Source organism: Streptomyces sp. NPDC091371 (assembly GCF_040684275.1).
In the GTDB taxonomy this organism is placed as follows: domain Bacteria; phylum Actinomycetota; class Actinomycetes; order Streptomycetales; family Streptomycetaceae; genus Streptomyces.
In genome coordinates, this window is record NZ_JBFBFP010000033.1 from 42,174 (window position 1) to 61,685 (window position 19,512).

Sequence of the window (19,512 nt, forward strand, 5' to 3'; positions counted from 1 at the left end):
CAGGTCAGGCCGGTTCGAAGCGGACGACGACGGACTTGCTCGCGGGGGTGTTGCTGGTGTCCGCGGTGGAGTCGAGGGGGACCAGTACGTTCGTCTCGGGGTAGTAGGCGGCGGCGCAGCCGCGGGCGGTGGGGTAGTGCACGACGCGGAAGCCGGGCGCGCGCCGTTCCACGCCGTCCTTCCACTCGCTGACCAGGTCGGTGTACGAGCCGTCGGCCAGGCCCAGCTCGGCGGCGTCCTCGGGGTTGACCATGACGACGCGGCGGCCGCCGGTGATGCCGCGGTAGCGGTCGTCGAGGCCGTAGATGGTGGTGTTGTACTGGTCGTGGCTGCGCAGGGTCTGCAGGAGCAGCCGGCCCTCGGGGACCTCGGGGTACTCGACGGGGGCGGCGGTGAAGTTGGCCTTGCCGGTCTTGGTGGGGAAGCGGCGCTCGTCGCGCGGGGCGTGGGGGAGCTGGAAGCCGCCGGGGCGGGCGACCTTGGTGTTGAAGTCCTCGAAGCCGGGGACGACGCGGGAGATCCGGTCGCGGATGGCCGCGTAGTCGCGCTCGAACTCCTCCCAGGGCGTCTTCGAGGCGGTGCCGAGGACGGCGCGGGCCATGCGGGCGACGATGGCGGGCTCGGAGAGCAGGTGGGGGCTCGCGGGGGCGAGGTTGCCGCGGGAGGAGTGGACCATGCCCATGGAGTCCTCGACGGTCACGAACTGCTTGCCGGAGGCCTGGACGTCCTTGTCGGTGCGGCCGAGGGTGGGCAGGATCAGGGCGCGCCGGCCGGTGACGGCGTGGGAGCGGTTGAGTTTGGTGGAGACGTGCACGGTCAGGGAGGCGCGGCGGATCGCGGCTTCGGTGACCTCGGTGTCGGGGGTGGCGCCGACGAAGTTGCCGCCCATGGCGAAGAGGACCTTGGCCTCGCCGTCGCGCAGGGCCTGGATGGAGCGGACCACGTCGAAGCCGTGCTCGCGCGGCGAGGTGATGCCGAATTCCTTGTCGAGGGCGTCGAGGAAGCCGGGGGCGGGCCGCTCGAAGATGCCCATGGTGCGGTCGCCCTGGACGTTGGAGTGGCCGCGGACGGGGCAGACGCCGGCGCCGGGGCGGCCGATGTTGCCGCGCAGCAGGAGCAGGTTGACCACTTCGCGGATGGTGGCGACGGCGTGCTTGTGCTGGGTGAGGCCCATGGCCCAGCAGACGATGGTGCGCTTGGAGGCCAGGATCATGGCCAGGGCGCGTTCGATGTCGGGGCGGGTGAGGCCGGTGGCGGTGAGGGTGTCGGCCCATTCGGCTTCCTTGGCGGCGGCCGCGAATTCCTCGTAGCCGTGGGTGTGTTCGCGGATGAACAGCTCGTCGGTGGCGCCGCCGGCCTCGATGACGAGTTTGTTCAGGAGGCGGAAGAGGGCCTGGTCGCCGCCGATGCGGATCTGCAGGAACAGGTCGTTGAGGGGGGTGCCCTTGAGCATGCCGAGCGGGGTCTGGGGGTTCTTGAACCGCTCCATGCCGGCTTCGGGCAGCGGGTTCACCGAGATGATCTTCGCGCCGGCGGACTTGGCCTTCTCCAGTGCGGAGAGCATGCGGGGGTGGTTGGTGCCCGGGTTCTGGCCGGCGACGATGATCAGGTCGGCCTGGTGGAGGTCTTCGAGGGAGACGCTGCCCTTGCCGATGCCGATGGTCTCGTTCAGTGCGGAGCCCGAGGACTCGTGGCACATGTTGGAGCAGTCGGGCAGGTTGTTGGTGCCGAACTCGCGGGCGAAGAGCTGGAAGAGGAACGCGGCCTCGTTGCTGGTGCGGCCGGAGGTGTAGAAGAGGGCTTCGTCGGGGGAGCCGAGGGCGGTCAGCTCCTCCGCGATGATCGCGAAGGCCCGCTCCCAGCTCACGGCCTCGTACCGGTCCCCGCCCTCCTCCAGGTACATCGGCTGCGTGATCCGGCCTTGCTGGCCGAGCCAGTACCCGGAGCGGGCGGCCAGGTCGGCGAGGGGGTGGGCGGCGAAGAACTCCGGGGTGACCCGGCGCAGCGTGGCCTCCTCGGCGACGGCCTTGGCGCCGTTCTCGCAGAACTCGGCGGTGTGCCGCTTGTCGCCCTCGGGCCAGGCGCAGCCGGGGCAGTCGAAGCCGTCCTTCTGGTTGACCTTGAGCAGGGTGCGGGCGGTGCGGGCCAGGCCCATCTGCTGCTGCGCGATCTTCAGGGTGTGCCCGATCGCGGGGAGGCCGGCGGCCGCGTGTTTCGGGGGCGCGACCTGCGGCGCGTCCTGAACCGGATCACCTGCGGGCGGCTTGGTGGCCATGTCGCTCCCCTTTGAGCTGTCTTCTCGTACTCATCTCGTACACATCCGATCCTGTCACGCTCCGCAGACATCGCCGACGGCGGATTTGCCGGGTCGCGGCGGCCGTCCGGATTTGTCGGTGGGGGCGCCTAGGATCGGGGGCGTGGCAGATTCAGCATCGAAGAAGACCGACCAGACGACCGCAGCGGACCGCCCCCGCCTGATGCTCATGGACGGGCACTCCCTGGCGTACCGGGCGTTCTTCGCGCTGCCCGCGGAGAACTTCACGACCGCGACGGGCCAGCCGACCAACGCCATCTACGGCTTCGCGTCGATGCTGGCGAACACGCTGCGCGACGAGGCGCCCACGCACTTCGCGGTGGCGTTCGACGTGTCGCGCAAGACGTGGCGCTCGACGGAGTTCCCGGAGTACAAGGCGAACCGCTCCAAGACCCCGGACGAGTTCAAGGGGCAGGTCGAGCTGATCGGCGAGCTGCTCGACGCGATGAAGGTGCCGCGGTTCGCGGTCGACGGCTTCGAGGCCGACGACGTGATCGCGACGCTGGCGACGCAGGCGGAGGCCCTCGGCTTCGACGTGCTGATCGTCACCGGTGACCGGGACTCCTTCCAGCTCGTCTCCGAGCACACCACCGTGCTGTACCCGACCAAGGGCGTCTCCGAGCTGACCCGGTTCACGCCGGAGAAGGTCGAGGAGAAGTACGGGCTCACCCCGCAGCAGTACCCGGACTTCGCGGCGCTGCGCGGCGACCCGTCCGACAACCTGCCGGGCATCCCGGGTGTCGGCGAGAAGACCGCCGCCAAGTGGATCACCCAGTTCGGGTCGTTCGCTGAGCTCGTGGAGCGCGCCGAGGAGGTCAAGGGCAAGGCCGGGCAGAACTTCCGGGACCACCTGGAGGCCGTCAAGCTGAACCGGGTCCTGACCGAGATGGTCAAGGACGTCGAGCTGCCCAAGACCCCCGCCGATCTGGCCCGCGCCCCCTACGACCGGTCCGCGGTGACGGGTGTGCTGGACGTGCTGGAGATCCGCAACGCCTCGCTGCGCGAGCGGCTGCTCGCGGTGGACCCGGGCGCGGCGGAGGAAGAGGCCCCGGCCCCGGCGGCCGCGGGCGTGGAGCTCGACGCCTCCGTGCTGGGCGCGGGCGAGCTGGCTCCGTGGCTGGCGGCGCACGCGGGCGGGCCGCTCGGCGTGGCGACCGTCGACAGCTGGGCGCTGGGCCAGGGCAACGTCAGCGAGATCGCGCTGGCCGCGGCCGGGGGCGCCGCCGCCTGGTTCGAGCCGTCCGGGCTGGACGAGGCGGACGACAAGGCCTTCGCGGCCTGGGCCGCCGATGCGGCGAAGCCGAAGGTCGTGCACAACGCCAAGGGCCTGATGCGGGTCTTCCCCGAGCACGGCTGGACCCTCGACGGCGTCAGCATGGACACCGCGCTCGCCGCCTACCTGGTCAAGCCGGGCCGCCGGTCCTTCGCCCTGGACGTGCTGTCCAACGAGTACCTGCACCGTGAGCTGGCCCCGGCCGCCGCCGACGGCCAGCTGGCCTTCGGCGCCGACGACACCGCCGAGGCGGAGGCGCTGATGGCGCAGGCCCGCGCGGTCCTGGACCTGGGCGACGCCTTCACCGACAAGCTCGACGAGGTCGGCGCGGCCGAGCTGCTCCACGACATGGAACTGCCGACCTCCGAGCTCCTCGCCCGGATGGAGCGGGCCGGCATCGCCGCCGACCGCGACCACCTGGAGGCCATGGAGCAGCAGTTCGCGGGCGCCGTGCAGCAGGCCGTGAAGGAGGCGCACGCGGCGGTCGGCCACGAGTTCAACCTCGGCTCGCCCAAGCAGCTCCAGGAGGTCTTCTTCGGCGAGCTGGACCTGCCGAAGACGAAGAAGACCAAGACCGGCTACACCACGGACGCGGACGCGCTGGCCTGGCTGGCCACGCAGACCGACCACGAACTGCCGGTGATCATGCTGCGGCACCGGGAGCAGGCCAAGCTGCGCGTCACGGTCGAGGGCCTGGTCAAGACGATCGCCGCCGATGGCCGGGTGCACACGAGCTTCAGCCAGACCGTCGCCGCCACCGGCCGGCTGTCCTCCACCGACCCGAACCTGCAGAACGTGCCGGTGCGGACCGACGAGGGCCGCGCGATCCGCCGCGGGTTCGTCGTCGGTGAGGGCTTCGAGTCCCTGATGACCGCCGACTACAGCCAGATCGAGCTGCGCGTGATGGCCCACCTCTCCGAGGACGAGGGCCTGATCGAGGCCTTCGCCTCCGGCGAGGACCTGCACACCACCGTCGCCTCCCAGGTGTTCGCCGTGGAGCGCTCGCAGGTCGACGCCGAGATGCGCCGCAAGATCAAGGCGATGTCGTACGGCCTCGCGTACGGGCTGTCCGCCTTCGGTCTCGCCCAGCAGCTGAACATCGAGCCCGCCGAGGCGAGCGGCCTGATGAAGACGTACTTCGAGCGGTTCGGCGGTGTGCGGGACTACCTGCGCCGCGTCGTCGACGAGGCCCGCGCCACCGGGTACACGGCCACGATCTTCGGCCGCCGCCGGTACCTGCCCGACCTCAACAGCGACAACCGCCAGCGCCGCGAGGCCGCCGAGCGGATGGCGCTCAACGCCCCGATCCAGGGCACCGCCGCCGACATCGTCAAGGTCGCGATGCTGCGCGTGGACAAGGCGATCGCCGAGGCGGGGCTGAAGTCGCGGATGCTGCTCCAGGTCCACGACGAAATCGTGCTGGAGGTCGCCCCGGGCGAGCGCGAGCGGGTCGAGGAGCTGGTGCGCCGCGAGATGGGCGCCGCAGTCGAGCTGCGCGCCCCGCTGGACGTGTCCGTGGGCGTCGGCTCCGACTGGGAGTCCGCCGCGCACTGACCCTCGTAGGGCCCGCCGAGCGCCCGTTCCCGCCTACGCGGTGGGGACGGGCGCTCGCGTTTCCTCGTCCTCGTCCTCGGCTTGACGGTCCCGGGTCGGGCGGTGGCGCAGGCGTACGAGGGCCCCGTAGAGCAGCAGGCCCACGGCGAGGCCGCCGCCCGCTCCGAAGCAGACCGTCGGGATGATGTCGAGCGGAGTGCGGATCCGGTCGAAGAAGGTGAAGAAGCGCAGCACGCGCATCGTGACCCCGGCCGTCACGCAGACGAGGACCAGCGCGAGCGCACCCCACAGCTCGGCCCGGCTGAGCACCGGCACGGACGCGGGAGCCGGGGAGGCCGGCAGCCGCCGCAGCGCGGTCACCGTGAACCAGAGCAGCGCGCCGGCCGCGAGCACCGAACTGCCGTACTGCAGATACGAGTAGAGGGGCAGCCCGAAGGCGAGCGGTCGGCCCAGGTCCAGCGAGTTGCTCCCCCAGCGGTCGAGGTGGGTGAAGCTGTCCCACACCACGTGGGTGACGGAACCGATCACCGCGGAAACGTAGAACCAGAGCGCCAGCGGGGGAAGTTGCCGCCCGCGCCACTCCTCGCCCCGGACGAAGGCGTGCACCCGGCCCCGCCAGGTGCGCGGCACGAGCGCGAGCAGTGGCTCGCGCAGCAGGAGCCAGCACGCCGCGAGGACGGCGGTCAGCACGGCGTCGACGGTCACGATGCCGAGGAGGGAATGCGCGAACGTGCCGTACGCCATGAGGCCCGAGACGACCGCGTCCGCGAAGTAGAAGCTGTCCGGCGCGAACGATCCGAGGATCAGCGCCGAGGCGACGAGGGGCCCCCGCGCACGCCCGGTCCGGCGGACGGCCGGTAGCACGGCGGCCGCGTGGCTGAGTGTGAACGGCATGCTGCTCCTCTTCGCTCTGCGTGCCCGCCCAGTATGCGTGACCTGCTGGAGTCGTGGGGAAGTGGTGAAATCCGCTCCGTGGTGCGTGCCCCCTGCAGGGAGCTGACGTAGGGTCACGCGGACGTCGAGGGGGAGGGGCCCGGCCCATGTCGGCTCGAACAGCTCGGACAGCCAGGACGGCCAGGACGGTTCGGACCTTCGCGGGCAGGCTGCGCAGGGGCGGGGCGGCAGCCCTCGTCACCGCGCTGGTGGTCGGAGCCGTGACCGCCTCCCAGGGCCCGGCCGGCGGAGGCGGGCAGGGCCGGGCGGCGGCCGGGGACGCGGCGGCGCCCGGGCCGGTGGCGGGAGCGGGCGGCGACTCCTCCTACTTCACCGAACTCCCGCCGCTCGTCAGCCCCGAGCCGCCCGCCGTAGTGCTGCCGGAGGAGACCGCTCCGCCGGAGCAGCCCCGGCCGGAGGCCGAACCGGCGGCAGCCGGGGCCGTACCGGCGGAAGCGGTGCGCGGGATACCGGCGAGCGTGCTCGCGGCGTACCGGCGGGCGGAGCGGGCGGTGGGGGAGAGCGACCCCGGATGCGGGCTGCGCTGGCAACTCCTCGCGGCGATCGGAAAGGTGGAGTCCGGGCAGGCGCGCGGCGGCCAGGTGGACGCGGCCGGGACCACGCTCCGCCCGATCCTCGGGCCCGTGCTCGACGGCAACGGCTTCGCGAACATCCCCGACACGGACGGGGGTGTCTACGACGGGGACGCCCGCTACGACCGGGCGGTCGGGCCGATGCAGTTCATCCCCTCCACATGGGCGGTGTGGGGCCAGGACGCGGACGGCGACGGGCGCCGCAACCCGAACAACGTGCACGACGCGGCCCTCGCGGCCGGCCGCTACCTGTGCGCGGGCCCGCGGGACCTGCGGGTGGACGCGGACCTGGACCGGGCCGTGCTCTCGTACAACCACTCCAGTGCGTACCTGCGGACGGTGCGGTCCTGGTTCACGTACTACCTGGCGGGCACGCACGAGGTCCCGGACACAGGGACCCCGACCGAACCCACGCCAAGCCCCACACCGCCCCCCTCACCGATGCCTGAGCCGACTCCCACGCCGAGCCCGACGCCGACTCCGACTCCTACTCCGAGCCCGACACCCACGCCGAGCCCGACACCCACGCCGACTCCGACACCTACGCCGACTCCGACACCTACACCGAGCCCGACACCTACGCCGAGCCCGACACCCACGCCGACTCCGTCGCCCACCCCGACCCCGAGTGCTACGCCCACCCCCGAGGCGACGCCGAGTCCCACCGCGACTCAGGCCCCCGACCCGACCCGGACTCCGGCTCGGACGCCGGCGCCGACACCGAGTGCGCCGCCCGGCGCCACGGCCGCGCCGAGGCCCGGGCCGTCCCCGTCGCCCACCCCCTAGCGGGAGCGGAACGGCCCGTTCACCAGGCCGCCGCCTCCAGCACCCGTTCCGCGATCCACGTCACCGCGCGGCCGTCCGTGGCCACGCGGACGGTCCCCGGCGGGGCGTCCCGCTCCAGTACCGCCGCCGCCCGCAGGCTCCGCTCGATGTGGACCGTGAGCTGCGAGCCGATCTCCCGCCGGGCCAGCCGCTCCCGCACGGTCTCCTCCCGCGCCGTGAGCAGCACGCACGTCGTCCGGATCGGGACCGGCGGCTGCCCGCCCCCGCCCATGGCCCGGTGGATCAGCGGCAGGTCGAGGATGCTCACGGTGTTGGTGTAGATCAGCCGGCGCTGCCCCAGGGCGGTGTAGTTCGCCCAGACCGAGGCCAGGTTGCGCTCGGTGATGACGGCGCGGTCCGGGTCGCCCTCGGGCGCCGGGTGGATCTGGTCCAGGAGGTCGCCCTCCATGTAGCAGTGCGCCGTCCCGCGCCGGCGCAGCAGTTCCGAGGCCTCCCAGCCGACCGTGGACTTCCCGACGCCCGAGCCGCCGCCGATGAGGAGCACTTCGTATCCGGTCATGGTCCGTCAGCGTGGCAGAGGCCGTGCCCGCCCACCAGGCGGCGGATGGGCCGGGCCTGACGGTTCTCATATCGCGTCCGCGTTGCTACGGTGCCTCCGCCCTGACGCCCTATCAGATTCCGGAGGCCCGGCATGCGCGCATTCATCGCCGCCGCCAGCGGGCTCGTCCTCGCGGTGCTCCTCGTCCTCGCCATCACGGCGTTCGGGGCGCCCGAAGGCAAGACCTCACCCAAGCCCCTGCTCACCACCGCGCCCGCCGCGCCCGGAAAGTAAGAGGAGGGCCCGGCCGTGCGACGCAGAGCGAGCCTTGTCCTGCTGGCCCTAGCGGTCTTCTTCGCGGCCCTCGCGCCGCTGCTGCGCTGGTACGCGTACCCGCGGCTCGCCAAGATCCCGCCGGAGCAGTACCAGGAGATGGTCCTGGAGGCGAAGGACGCGACCCTCATCGACTACAACGACGGCATGAAGCCCAAGAAGGTCGACAAGGTCACCATCGTCCAGACCCTCAAGGGCAACGTCGAGGCGTCCAAGGAGATCGAGGCCAGCGCCGGCAAGGACGTGGTCGTCTGGGACACGCTGTCCTACATCATCGGGCCGGACGGGAAGATGGTCTCCCAGATCCCCGAGCGCTACATCTTCGACGCGCACACCCAGGACCCGGTGCACGCCACCGGCGAGATGGTCGACGGCGACCCGGTCAAGCGCGAGGGCATCGAGTTCAAGTGGCCGTTCTTCACCGAGCCGCGCGACTACCTCTACTTCGACGCGCAGACCCGCAAGGCGTCCCCGATGCACTACGTCGGCCCCCGCACCTACCGCGGCATGGAGGTCTACCTCTTCGAGCAGACCGTCCCGTGGACCAAGGTCTCCATGCCGAAGAAGATGCCGATCGAGGGCATCGACCCGTCGACGATCGAGGCCGCCACCGGCACCACGCTCTGGTACACGGTCAAGGCCAGGTTCTGGGTGGACCCGGTCACCGGGGCGCCCGTCAACGCCGAGCAGGACATCCAGCAGGAGATGCGCGGCGGCATCGCCGCCGGCGGCCCCGACGGCAAGCTCACCGCCTTCGCCGGCCACGTCACCATGCGAGAGGACTACGCCAAGTACACGGTCGACCTGGTCGGCTCGAACCGTACGAAGGTCCTCGCGCTCCACACCTACGCGCCGATCGGCCTGGCGGCCGGCGGGCTCGTGCTGCTCGGGATCGCGCTGTGGCTGGAGGCCCGCAGCCGGCGGGGCCGAGGCGAGGCGGTGCTCAGCGCCTGAGCCGGGCGTTGGTGTGGCGGGTGGGCTCGGCGGTGGCCGGGTCCTCCGGCCAGGGGTGCTTGGGGTAGCGGCCGCGCAGCTCGGCGCGGACGGCCCGGTAGCCGCCCTGCCAGAAGGAGGCCAGGTCGGCGGTGACCGCGGCGGGGCGGCCGGCCGGCGACAGCAGGTGCACCAGCACCGGCACGCCGGCCACCCTCGGGGTCTCGGCCAGCCCGAACAGCTCCTGGAGCTTCACCGCGAGCACCGGCTGGCCGTGCTCAGCGGAGTAGTCGACCCGGATCCGGGACCCGCTGGGCACCTCCAGCCGCTCCGGAGCCAGCTCGTCGAGCCGGGCGGCCTCACCCGTGGCCCAGGGCAGCAGCCGGTTCAGGGCCTGCCCGGCGTCGATCCGCCCCAGGTCGGCGCGGCGCCGGGCCCGGGACAGCTCGGGCTCCAGCCAGTCGTCCGCCCGGTCCAGCAGGGCCCCGTCGTCCTGTACGTCGGGCCACGCGCCGCCGAGCGTGCGGTGCAGGAAGCCGAGCCGGGCCCGCAGCGCCTGCGCGTCGGGGGACCAGCGCAGCAGCCCGAGCCCTTCGCTGCGCAGGCCTTCGAGCAGGGCGGCCCGGACGAGGTCCGGGTCGGGCTCGCGCAGCGGGCGCACGGCGAGCCGGATCGCCCCCAGCCGTTCGACGGTGCGGGCCACGAGGTCCCCGTCCTCCCAGCGGACCTCCTCGCCCTCGGTCAGGAGGTGGGCGGCCGCGGCCCGGGCGGTGTCCTCGTCGATGGCGGCGGCGAGCCGGATCCTCGCGGAGGCGGAGTGGGGAGGGCGGTCCGCGACGGCGACGGCCAGCCAGGGCGCGCGGCGCAGCGGTGACCCCTCGGGGAGCTCGGCCGCGGTGCCGTTGGCCATGAGGAAGGCCGTCTCGCTCTTGGCCCGGGCCACGCGCTCAGGGAAGGCCAGCGCGGCGACGATCCCGGCGGCGAGGTCGTCAGGCGCGCTGCCGCTGCCGGGGCTCCGCCCCGGACCCCGCTCCTCAAACGCCGGAGGGGCTGGATTTCGGCTGCTGCCGTCTGTGAACTCAGCCCCGGTTGCGGGAAGGGGCGGGGTGGGGGAGAGCCCCGCAGGGCCCGAAGCCGACCCGGGGGCCCGGGCCCCGGGGGACGACGGCTGCGCATGGTCCGGGGCCTCCGGGGCGGAGGGGTTCGCGAGGGTGGCGGCCGGGGCCGCCGGGGCGGAGGCGAGGGGCCCGGAGGGCTGGGCGGGGTCGAGGGCAGCCCGCTCCAGGCGGCGGGCTTCCGCGCGCCAGCGCGGGGCGTACGCGTCGCCGCCCCGGCGGGCCGCGCGCCAGGCGCCGGCCAGGTCGTCCCCGTACTCCCGCGGCGGCTCCTCGCTCAGCAGCGCCACGACCTCCGCCGCCCGGCGCGCGCCGACCGCCGCGGAGCCGTCCAGCAGCGCCCGCGCCAGCCGCGGGTGCAGCCCGAGCCGGGCCATCCGCAGCCCCCGCGGCGTCGGCCGCCCCGCGGGGTCCACCGCGCCGACGGCCACCAGTACCTCCCGCGCGGCCGCCATCGCCCCGGCCGGCGGCGGGTCCAGCAGGGCCAGCCCGGACGCGTCCGGGTCGCCCCAGCACGCGGCCTGCAGGGCGAACGGCGCCAGGTCGGCGATCCGGATCTCCGGCGCAGGGAAGGCCGGCAGCCGGCCGTCCTCGGCCTCCGCCCAGCAGCGGTACACCGCTCCCGGGGCCTCGCGCCCGGCCCGCCCGGCGCGCTGGCGGCCGGCCGCGCGTGAGGCCCGTACGGTCGCCAGCGCGCCCAGCCCCCGGGCATGGTCCACCCGGGGCTCGCGGGCCAGCCCGGAGTCCACGACCACCCGCACCCCGGGCACGGTCAGGCTCGACTCCGCCACGGCGGTGGAGAGGATCACCCGGCGGTGCTCCGAGGCGGTCAGCGCCGCCTCCTGCACCGCGGCCGGCGCCCGGCCGTGGAGCTGGAGGACCTCCGCGTCCACCCCGCCCAGCTGCCCGGCCACCCGGGAGATCTCCCCGACGCCGGGCAGGAAGCACAGGACATCGCCGGAACGTTCCGCCAGCGCCCGCCGCACCACCGAGGCCACGTGCGTGAGCTGTGCCGGATCCACCCGCATCCCGTGCGGCGGCCGCACCGGCCGGGTCGGCGGCGCCCACACGGTCTCCACCGGGTACGAGACCCCGGCCGCCTCCACCACTGGGGCGTCCCCGAGCACCCGGGCCCACCCCGCCGCGTCGGTCGTCGCGGAGGCCGCCACGAGCCGCAGCTCCGGGCGCAGGGTCTCCCGTACGTCCAGGAGGAAGGCGGCGACGGTGTCGGCGTCCAGGTGCCGCTCGTGGCACTCGTCCAGGACGACCGCGTCCACGCCCGCCAGCTCCTGGTCCCGCTGGAGCCGCTGGAGCAGCACCCCGGTGGTGACCACCTCCACGACCGTCCCGCGGCCCACGACCCGCTCCCCGCGCACGGTGAAGCCGACCGACCCGCCGGCCTGCTCGCCCAGCAGCCACGCCATCCGCCGCGCCGCCGCCCGCGCGGCGATCCGCCGGGGCTCGGCCACCACGACCCGGCGGGCCGGCCCGCCCCCGACGAGCCCCGCGAGGACCAGCGGCACCAGGGTGGTCTTGCCGGTGCCGGGCGGGGCGCAGAGCACCGCCGCGCCGTGGCCGTCGAGGGCCGAGACGAGCGCGGGCAGGGCCTCCCGTACGGGCAGCGAGTCGAGGACGGCCTGGCGGATCAAGGAATCAGTCCCTCTCGCAGACGAAGATCGCGGTGCCGGGGATCAGGTTGCCGCGCAGCGGGGACCAGCCGCCCCACTCCTGGCTGTTCCAGGCGGGCCATTCCGGCTCGACCAGGTCGACCAGGCGGAAGCCGCCCGCCACCACGTCGCGGACCCGGTCGCCGAGGGTGCGGTGGTGCTCCACGTACACGGCGCGACCCTGCTCGTCCTGCTCCACGTAAGGGGTCCGGTCGAAGTAGGAGGCGGAGACGGACAGCCCCTCCGGCCCCGGCTCGTCGGGGAAGGCCCAGCGGATCGGGTGGGTGACGGAGAAGACCCAGCGGCCGCCCGGGCGCAGTACGCGGCGGACCTCCCGCATGACGTTGACCGGGTCGGCGACGAAGGGGACGGCCCCGTACGCGGAGCAGGCGAGGTCGAAGGAGCCGTCGCGGAAGGGCAGCCGGCCGGCGTCGGCCTCGACGAGCGGGACGTCATCGCCGATGCGCAGGGCGTGCTGGAGCTGGCGGTGGGAGAGGTCCAGGGCCACCGGTCGGGCGCCCTGGGCGGCCAGCCAGCGCGAGCACTGGGCGGCGCCGGCGCCGATCTCCAGGATGTCCTTGCCCTTGAGGGAGGCGGCGGGGCCGAGCAGGGCCGCGTCCGCCTCGTCCAGGCCTTCCGGCCCCCACACGAAGCGGTCGTCGCCGAGGAAGGCGCCGTGCTCGCTCTGGTACTCGTCGGCGTTGCGGTCCCACCAGCCACGGCTGGCCCGGCTGCTCTCCGCTTCCCCCGCCTCACGGCGCGTGGCCTCGGCGTCGTCCTCGGAGCCCGAATCGGCCTCGTACGCGTCTTCGGGGGCGTAGTCCTCTTGGTTCATGGGGCCCGTCGTCGTAGTGTGCGGATGTCTCTGGACTCCGGCGGATGTCCTTGAAACGTGTCGGGGAGCGTCATTACGCCCTCCCCGCCCACGAATTGTGCCGGATTTACGGCGATCTGCCGGGGGTGTGCGCCTTCGCGCATTGACCCTGTCCGGCAGCCCCCGTATGCTACAAGTTGCGCTGCGAGCCTGTGCTCCTCAGACCTAGCAGGCTGCGCTTGCATCTGTTGATGTCCCCTCGGTTCTCGAGGCCCTTCCCGCTTCTTGCGGATCAGGGGCTTCCTTGGCTGTCCGGCTTCTTCGGCAGATGCCGATAAGGGCTCCCGGCGTAGCAGTACCTACGACTTTCTGTCCGTAACCGGAGCCCTTTCCCACATGACGAGCAGCACCGAGACCACCTCTACCACTCCGCAGGTAGCGGTCAACGACATCGGTAACGAGGAAGCCTTCCTCGCCGCGATCGACGAGACGATCAAGTACTTCAACGACGGCGACATCGTCGACGGCGTCATCGTGAAGGTCGACCGGGACGAGGTCCTGCTCGACATCGGTTACAAGACCGAAGGCGTGATCCCGAGCCGCGAGCTCTCGATCAAGCACGACGTCGACCCGAACGAGGTCGTCAAGGTCGGCGACGAGATCGAGGCCCTGGTTCTCCAGAAGGAGGACAAGGAAGGCCGTCTGATCCTGTCCAAGAAGCGCGCTCAGTACGAGCGTGCCTGGGGCACGATCGAGAAGATCAAGGAAGAAGACGGCATCGTCACCGGTACCGTCATCGAGGTCGTCAAGGGTGGTCTCATCCTCGACATCGGCCTCCGCGGCTTCCTCCCGGCCTCTCTCGTCGAGATGCGCCGCGTCCGCGACCTCCAGCCCTACGTGGGCAAGGAGCTCGAGGCGAAGATCATCGAGCTGGACAAGAACCGCAACAACGTGGTCCTGTCCCGCCGCGCCTGGCTCGAGCAGACCCAGTCCGAGGTCCGCCAGACGTTCCTCACCACCCTGCAGAAGGGTCAGGTCCGCTCCGGCGTCGTTTCCTCGATCGTCAACTTCGGTGCCTTCGTGGACCTGGGTGGCGTCGACGGTCTCGTCCACGTCTCCGAGCTGTCCTGGAAGCACATCGACCACCCGTCCGAGGTTGTCGAGGTCGGCCAGGAAGTCACCGTCGAGGTCCTCGACGTGGACATGGACCGCGAGCGTGTCTCCCTGTCGCTGAAGGCGACGCAGGAAGACCCGTGGCAGCAGTTCGCCCGGACCCACCAGATCGGCCAGGTCGTCCCGGGTAAGGTCACCAAGCTGGTTCCGTTCGGTGCGTTCGTCCGCGTGGACGAGGGCATCGAGGGTCTGGTCCACATCTCCGAGCTGGCCGAGCGCCACGTGGAGATCCCGGAGCAGGTCGTCCAGGTCAACGACGAGATCTTCGTCAAGGTCATCGACATCGACCTCGAGCGTCGCCGGATCTCGCTGTCCCTGAAGCAGGCCAACGAGTCCTTCGGTGCCGACCCGGCGTCGGTCGAGTTCGACCCGACCCTGTACGGCATGGCCGCGTCCTACGACGACCAGGGCAACTACATCTACCCCGAGGGCTTCGACCCCGAGACCAACGACTGGCTCGAGGGCTACGAGAAGCAGCGCGAGGCCTGGGAGACCCAGTACGCCGAGGCGCAGCAGCGCTTCGAGCAGCACCAGGCCCAGGTCATCAAGAGCCGCGAGGCCGACGAGGCCGCCGCTGCCGAGGGCGCTGCCGCCCCGGCCGCCGGTGCCGGCGCTGGTGCGGGCATCTCGGGTGGTTCGTACTCCTCGGAGTCGGACGAGACCTCCGGCGCCCTGGCGTCGGACGAGGCCCTGGCCGCGCTCCGCGAGAAGCTGGCCGGCGGCCAGAGCTGATCGCAGCGCGCATCACGCCTCCGGGCGTGAGCCGGGCTGGTTGAATTGAACGGTGAGGCCCGTCCCCTTCGGGGGGCGGGCCTCACCGCGTTCCGGACCCGCTCCCATTGCGTGGCCAACTGGGGAATGGCGGGGCCCCCTTGGACGTTCTTTGCAGAGAACGCTGCGAGGGAGGAGTGGTGACGGTGCTTGATCCACAGGGTTTGTACGAATGGGACGCCAAGGGCCTGGCGGTGGCCGACCTGGCGCTCACCCAGGACTCGGCCGGGCTGGTCATGCTGTACCACTTCGAGGGGTACATCGACGCGGGTGAGGCGGGGGAGCAGATCGTCGAGCGGCTCCTGGACACCCTGCCCCACCAGGTCGTGGCCCGCTTCGACGCGGACCGGCTGGTGGACTACCGCGCCCGCCGCCCGCTCCTGACCTTCCAGCGGGACCACTGGACGGAGTTCGAGGAGCCCCGGCTGGAGGTCCGGCTCGTCCAGGACGCCACCGGAGCCCCCTTCCTGCTGCTCTCCGGCCCCGAGCCGGACGTGGAGTGGGAGCGCTTCGCCGTCGCCGTCCGGCAGATCGTCGAGCGCCTCGGCGTCCGGCTCTCGGTCAACTTCCACGGCATCCCCATGGGCGTCCCGCACACCCGGCCCGTCGGCATCACCCCGCACGGCAACCGGACCGACCTCATGCCGGGCCACGTCAGCCCCTTCGACGAGGCGCAGGTGCCGGGCAGCGCGGAGGCGCTGGTCGAGTTCCGGCTGGCCCAGGCCGGGCACGACGTACTGGGCGTCGCCGCGCACGTCCCGCACTACGTCGCCCGGTCCTCCTACCCGGACGCCGCGCTGACGGTGCTGGAGGCGATCACGGCGGCGACCGGGCTGGTCCTGCCGGCGGTGGCGCACGCACTGCGCACCGAGGCGCACCGCACGCAGACCGAGATCGACCGGCAGATCCGCGAGGGCGACGAGGAGCTCGTCAACCTGGTCCAGGGGCTGGAGCACCAGTACGACGCGGCCGCCGGGGCCGAGACCAGGGGAAACATGATCGCCGAGCCGGCGGAGATCCCGTCGGCGGACGAGATCGGCCGCGAGTTCGAGCGGTTCCTCGCGGAGCGCGAGGGCGAGAACTGACACCGGGGGGCTGTAGGGGCGCGCGGGGCGGGGTCTAGGCTGCGGGCATGCTGAAAGTGGGCCTGACGGGCGGAATCGGTGCCGGGAAGAGCGAGGTGTCCCGGCTGCTGGCGGGGTACGGGGCGGTCGTCGTGGACGCCGACCGGATCGCGCGCGAGGTCGTGGAGCCCGGCACGCCCGGGCTCGCCGCGGTCGTGGAGGCCTTCGGGGAGTCGGTGCTGACCTCCGAGGGGACGCTCGACCGGCCGAAGCTGGGTTCGATCGTCTTCGCCGATCCCGCGAAGCTCCAGACCCTCAACGCGATCGTGCACCCGCTGGTCGGGGCCCGGTCGGCCGAGCTGGAGGCCGCCGCGGGAGCCGACGCGATCGTGGTGCACGACGTACCGCTGCTCACGGAGAACGGCCTGGCTCCGCTCTACGACCTGGTGGTCGTGGTGGACGCGGCGCCGCAGACGCAGCTGGCCCGGCTCACCGCGCTGCGCGGGATGCCCGAGGCGGAGGCGAAGGCCCGGATGGCCGCGCAGGCCGCGCGGGAGCAGCGGCTGGCGGTGGCGACCCTCGTCATCGACAACGACGGGCCGCTGGAGGCGCTCGAACCGCAGGTGCGCAAGGTGTGGGAGGAACTCACGGCGCGGGCGGCGGCCGCGGGCTCCACGACCTCCGCGACCTCCGCGACCTCCGCGACCTCCGCGACCTCCGCGACGGAGGCCGGAGCGGACGGCGCTGCCTGACGTGTGCATGGAATAGCGGGACGGGCGGGAGCGTTGAACGCGCCCGTAGAGGGAAGGATCCCACCGTGTCCGACACCACGCGCCCCACGCCGCCGGGCAGCCCGGAGAGCCACGTCATCGCCTTCCGGGCCGCCGAGCAGCTGCTCGCCGCCCGCGATCCGCGCGGTGCGGTCAAGCTGCTCGACTCGGTCATAGCCGCCCACCCGGAGAGCGTGTCGGCCCGGCTGCTGCGAGCCCGGGCCTTCTTCGCCGCAGCCCAACTGCGAGCGGCGGAGCGGGAGTTCGAGCTGATACTGGAGCGGGAGCCGGACAACGCCTTCGCCCACTTCGCGCTGGCCCGCACCCATCAGCGCTCCGGGCGGCCCGAGAAGGCGCGCAAGCACTTCCGGCTGGCGGCGGCGCTCGACCCGCAGCCGGAGTACCTGGAAGCGGCGCGCTTCCAGGACTGAGGTCCGGGGCCGGCGCGGTCCTCAGGGGCCGCGCGGCGGCTCGTACGGAGGGATGTCCCGGCCGGGCTGGTAGTGCGGCCCCTGGCGGATGTGCCGGACGACGACGACCAGGTCCACCGCCGCCAGCACGCACACCACCGCGCAGGCCGCCGCCCACCCGGGACGGCCGACCAGCGAGAAGGCGGCCGCCCCGGCGGCCGACCAGATCAGCCCCCACGTGCTCAACCAGAACCGCAGCCGCAGCGGACTACGGGCGGTCACCGGCTCGTTCCCGGAACGCATGGTCATCGCCTCTCGGTTCCATGGTCCCACCGGGCGTGCCGGGGCGTGCCGACGCGTGCCGGGTGCCGCCTCAGGGGTTGAGCTTGTTCACGGCCGTCGTGGTCGTCCGGCGGAAATCGGCGACCGGGGCGTCGGACAGGTTGCCCATCTGACCCCACTGCACGACGGTCACCGTCGAGCCGTCGCGTCCGATCCCGAAGAGGTGCACGCCGGGCTCGGACTCCGGGAGCGAGGTGTGGACCCCGTAGACGTGCGCCCCCTCCTCGACGGGCAGCGTCCCGTAGTCCTCCCAGGAGGCGGTGCCGCCCGGCCGGGTCCGCAGCCAGTCGGCGGCGCAGGCCGCGACCTGCCGCTCCAGGGTGCGGGCGAGCTTGGCGGCGGCCGCGGGCGTGGCGGACCGTACGGAGATCTGCACGGCGCCGGTGTCGAACTCGGTACCGAAGCGGCGGTGCCAGCTGCCGCTCGCCGGGAGCCCGGCCTCCAGGCAGATCGGCGGGAACTCGGGCAGCCCCTTCACGACCTCGTCGGCGTACCAGGGCGAGGTGGGGTGCGGCGGCAGGTCGGTGCCGTCGATGAACCCGGGTGCGGCGGGAGCGGCCGTGGCGGCCGAGGTGGCCAGGACGGGCGTGAGCAGGAGGGCGGCGGCCGCGGCGAGGGCGGCGGCGGTGCGTCGGAACATGGATTCTTCTCCCCGTGGGTGCTGCTTCGTGTCTGTGACGAGCCTCTTCCCCGGGCGGGCGGCGGGGCCACCGATTGCGGCGAAGTCGGGACGGTGGAACGCCCGTAGCTGCTGCCACCTGGGGGAACACCCCTTGCATGGAACGGAGTCACGGGACGGGCGAGGCGGAGAACTTCGCGAGGCTGATGCGGGGGCTGAAGGAGCGCGCCGGGCTGAGCTACGGGGTGCTGGCGCGCCGGCTGCACACGAGTACGTCGACGCTGCACCGCTACTGCAACGGCGAAGCGCTGCCGGTGGAGTTCGCGGTGGTGGACCGCTTCGCGCGGGCCTGCGGGGCGTCGGCGGCGGAGGCGGTGGAACTGCACAGGGCGTGGCTGCTGGCGGACGCGCGGCGGCGGGCGGGGACGGAGCCGGTTGCCGCTGCGGAGCCGGTCGCTGTTGCGGAGCCGGAGCCGGAGCCGGAGCCGGAGCCGGAGCCGGAGCCGGAGCCGGAGCCGGAGCCGGTGGTGGTGGGAGTGGCGTCGGCGGTGGCCGTGGCGGCGGAGCCGGCGGTGCGCGGGCCCTGGTACCGGCGGCGGGGCCTCGTGTTCGGGGCGACGGGCGTGGCTGCCGCGCTGGCGGTCACCGTCGTGGCGGTGTCGGCGAGCGGGCGGGGGGCGGCTCCGGTGGCCCCGGCGCCACCCCCGCTCTCCGCGTCCGCGTCGGGGGCGGCGTCGCCGCCCGCGTCGGCAGCGGCGCCCGCGCCGTCCCCTTCGGCTCCGGCGGCATCGGGGACCGGGGCGGGTTCCGCGCCACCGTCGGGATCCGGGCCGGTGTCGAGCCCTCCCGCGCCCGGTCCCGTCGCCGCGGTGCCGGTCAAGGCGGCCGTACGCCCGCACGTGTGGGCGGCCGGATGCGATCACGCGTACCTCGTCGAGCGGGGGCCCGGGGCGGTGCCCGCGCCGCCCGTGGAGGCGGACGCGCCCGCCTGGGCGGCGGCGCAGCGGGCCGTGCACGCCGGGACGCAGATCGTGGAGGTCACCGTGCACGGGGTGGGCCCGGGCGCCGTGGTGCTGGAGGACCTGCAGGTGCGGGTGGCCGCGCGGCGGACCCCGCCGGCCTGGAACGTCTACCAGATGTCGCAGGGCTGCGGCGGGGGGCTGACCCCGGCCGCCTTCGCCGTCAACCTGGACGCGCCCCGCCCGCTGGCGCGGCCCGTCGCGGGGAACGACGGCGGGGGGCCGGTCCCGGCCCCGGAGTTCCCGATGAAGGTCTCGGCGGCCGAGCCGGTCGTCCTGCGGGTGGAGGCCACGACGACGGGGTGTGACTGCGAATGGTCCCTCGACCTGCGGTGGACCGGCCCGGCCGGCTCCGGCACCCTCCGCATCGACGACGGGGGCGGCAAGCCGCTGCGCACGAGTGCTGCGGGGGGCCGGCCGGTGTACGGCTATGCGGCGGAGCAGGGCCGCTGGGGGCGCTGATCCGCAGGTCAGGGGCGTTGTCAGTGCCC

General features: G+C 73.2%; 16 protein-coding genes. 9 read left to right on the top strand and 7 right to left on the bottom strand.

Features of this window, described 5'->3' with window-relative positions; all coding sequences use genetic code 11:
- Nucleotides 1-4: 4 nt before the first annotated feature.
- A complete protein-coding gene (locus AB0O21_RS28560; protein WP_365175652.1) occupies nucleotides 5-2,275 on the bottom strand; it encodes an FdhF/YdeP family oxidoreductase in 2,271 nt (756 codons plus the stop codon).
- Nucleotides 2,276-2,417: 142 nt separating this feature from the next.
- Here AB0O21_RS28560 and polA point away from each other — a divergent pair, with 142 nt between their 5' ends.
- A complete protein-coding gene (gene polA, locus AB0O21_RS28565; RefSeq protein ID WP_365175654.1) occupies nucleotides 2,418-5,141 on the top strand; it encodes a DNA polymerase I in 2,724 nt (907 codons plus the stop codon).
- Nucleotides 5,142-5,174: 33 nt separating this feature from the next.
- On the opposite strand, the gene AB0O21_RS28570 is transcribed toward polA, so the two are convergent.
- Nucleotides 5,175-6,035, bottom strand: coding sequence for a DUF4184 family protein (locus tag AB0O21_RS28570; protein WP_365175656.1), 861 nt, complete (start codon nucleotides 6,033-6,035; stop codon nucleotides 5,175-5,177).
- A 146-nt stretch (nucleotides 6,036-6,181) separates the two neighbouring features.
- Here AB0O21_RS28570 and AB0O21_RS28575 point away from each other — a divergent pair, with 146 nt between their 5' ends.
- Entirely contained in the window at nucleotides 6,182-7,453 is a 1,272-nt protein-coding gene (locus AB0O21_RS28575) for a lytic transglycosylase domain-containing protein (RefSeq protein ID WP_365175658.1), read from the top strand.
- A gap of 19 nt (nucleotides 7,454-7,472) precedes the next feature.
- Here the strand turns inward: AB0O21_RS28575 and AB0O21_RS28580 are convergent, their stop codons facing one another.
- Nucleotides 7,473-8,012: a hypothetical protein gene (locus AB0O21_RS28580; RefSeq protein ID WP_365175660.1), complete on the bottom strand. Its 540-nt coding sequence runs from the start codon at nucleotides 8,010-8,012 to the stop codon at nucleotides 7,473-7,475.
- Between the two features lie 132 nt (nucleotides 8,013-8,144).
- Here AB0O21_RS28580 and AB0O21_RS28585 point away from each other — a divergent pair, with 132 nt between their 5' ends.
- The gene (locus tag AB0O21_RS28585; protein ID WP_329386914.1) at nucleotides 8,145-8,285 is read left to right on the top strand and encodes an SPW_0924 family protein; all 141 of its coding nucleotides are present in this window, start codon (nucleotides 8,145-8,147) and stop codon (nucleotides 8,283-8,285) included.
- A gap of 15 nt (nucleotides 8,286-8,300) precedes the next feature.
- Nucleotides 8,301-9,278, top strand: coding sequence for a DUF3068 domain-containing protein (locus tag AB0O21_RS28590; protein WP_365175662.1), 978 nt, complete (start codon nucleotides 8,301-8,303; stop codon nucleotides 9,276-9,278).
- On the opposite strand, the gene AB0O21_RS28595 is transcribed toward AB0O21_RS28590, so the two are convergent.
- Together AB0O21_RS28595 and AB0O21_RS28600 are read right to left on the bottom strand one after the other, a co-directional pair.
- Nucleotides 9,268-12,021 carry an ATP-dependent helicase C-terminal domain-containing protein gene (locus tag AB0O21_RS28595; protein ID WP_365175664.1) on the bottom strand — a complete coding sequence of 918 codons (2,754 nt, stop codon included), beginning with the start codon at nucleotides 12,019-12,021 and terminating at the stop codon, nucleotides 9,268-9,270. The two genes, AB0O21_RS28590 and AB0O21_RS28595, sit on opposite strands and share 11 nt — an antisense overlap.
- Nucleotides 12,022-12,025: 4 nt before the next feature.
- On the bottom strand, nucleotides 12,026-12,874 hold the full coding sequence (locus tag AB0O21_RS28600) for a class I SAM-dependent methyltransferase (protein ID WP_365175666.1): 849 nt from the start codon (nucleotides 12,872-12,874) through the stop codon (nucleotides 12,026-12,028).
- A 375-nt stretch (nucleotides 12,875-13,249) separates the two neighbouring features.
- On the opposite strand from AB0O21_RS28600, the gene rpsA reads away from it, so the two are divergent.
- The 4 genes from rpsA to AB0O21_RS28620 all read left to right on the top strand — a co-directional run bounded on the left by rpsA (nucleotide 13,250) and on the right by AB0O21_RS28620 (nucleotide 17,062).
- Nucleotides 13,250-14,758: a 30S ribosomal protein S1 gene (gene rpsA, locus AB0O21_RS28605; protein ID WP_365175668.1), complete on the top strand. Its 1,509-nt coding sequence runs from the start codon at nucleotides 13,250-13,252 to the stop codon at nucleotides 14,756-14,758.
- 185 nt (nucleotides 14,759-14,943) lie between these two features.
- Nucleotides 14,944-15,882, top strand: a complete 939-nt coding sequence (locus AB0O21_RS28610; RefSeq protein WP_365175670.1) for a PAC2 family protein — start codon at nucleotides 14,944-14,946, stop codon at nucleotides 15,880-15,882.
- A 47-nt stretch (nucleotides 15,883-15,929) separates the two neighbouring features.
- Nucleotides 15,930-16,613: a dephospho-CoA kinase gene (gene coaE / locus AB0O21_RS28615; RefSeq protein WP_365175672.1), complete on the top strand. Its 684-nt coding sequence runs from the start codon at nucleotides 15,930-15,932 to the stop codon at nucleotides 16,611-16,613.
- Between the two features lie 65 nt (nucleotides 16,614-16,678).
- A complete protein-coding gene (locus AB0O21_RS28620) occupies nucleotides 16,679-17,062 on the top strand; it encodes a tetratricopeptide repeat protein (protein ID WP_365175674.1) in 384 nt (127 codons plus the stop codon).
- Nucleotides 17,063-17,083: 21 nt separating this feature from the next.
- Here the strand turns inward: AB0O21_RS28620 and AB0O21_RS28625 are convergent, their stop codons facing one another.
- Nucleotides 17,084-17,350: a DUF6343 family protein gene (locus tag AB0O21_RS28625; RefSeq protein WP_365175676.1), complete on the bottom strand. Its 267-nt coding sequence runs from the start codon at nucleotides 17,348-17,350 to the stop codon at nucleotides 17,084-17,086.
- 64 nt (nucleotides 17,351-17,414) lie between these two features.
- Nucleotides 17,415-18,023 carry a hypothetical protein gene (locus AB0O21_RS28630; RefSeq protein WP_365175678.1) on the bottom strand — a complete coding sequence of 203 codons (609 nt, stop codon included), beginning with the start codon at nucleotides 18,021-18,023 and terminating at the stop codon, nucleotides 17,415-17,417.
- A gap of 137 nt (nucleotides 18,024-18,160) precedes the next feature.
- On the opposite strand from AB0O21_RS28630, the gene AB0O21_RS28635 reads away from it, so the two are divergent.
- A complete protein-coding gene (locus AB0O21_RS28635; protein WP_365175680.1) occupies nucleotides 18,161-19,483 on the top strand; it encodes a helix-turn-helix transcriptional regulator in 1,323 nt (440 codons plus the stop codon).
- Nucleotides 19,484-19,512 lie beyond the last annotated feature (29 nt).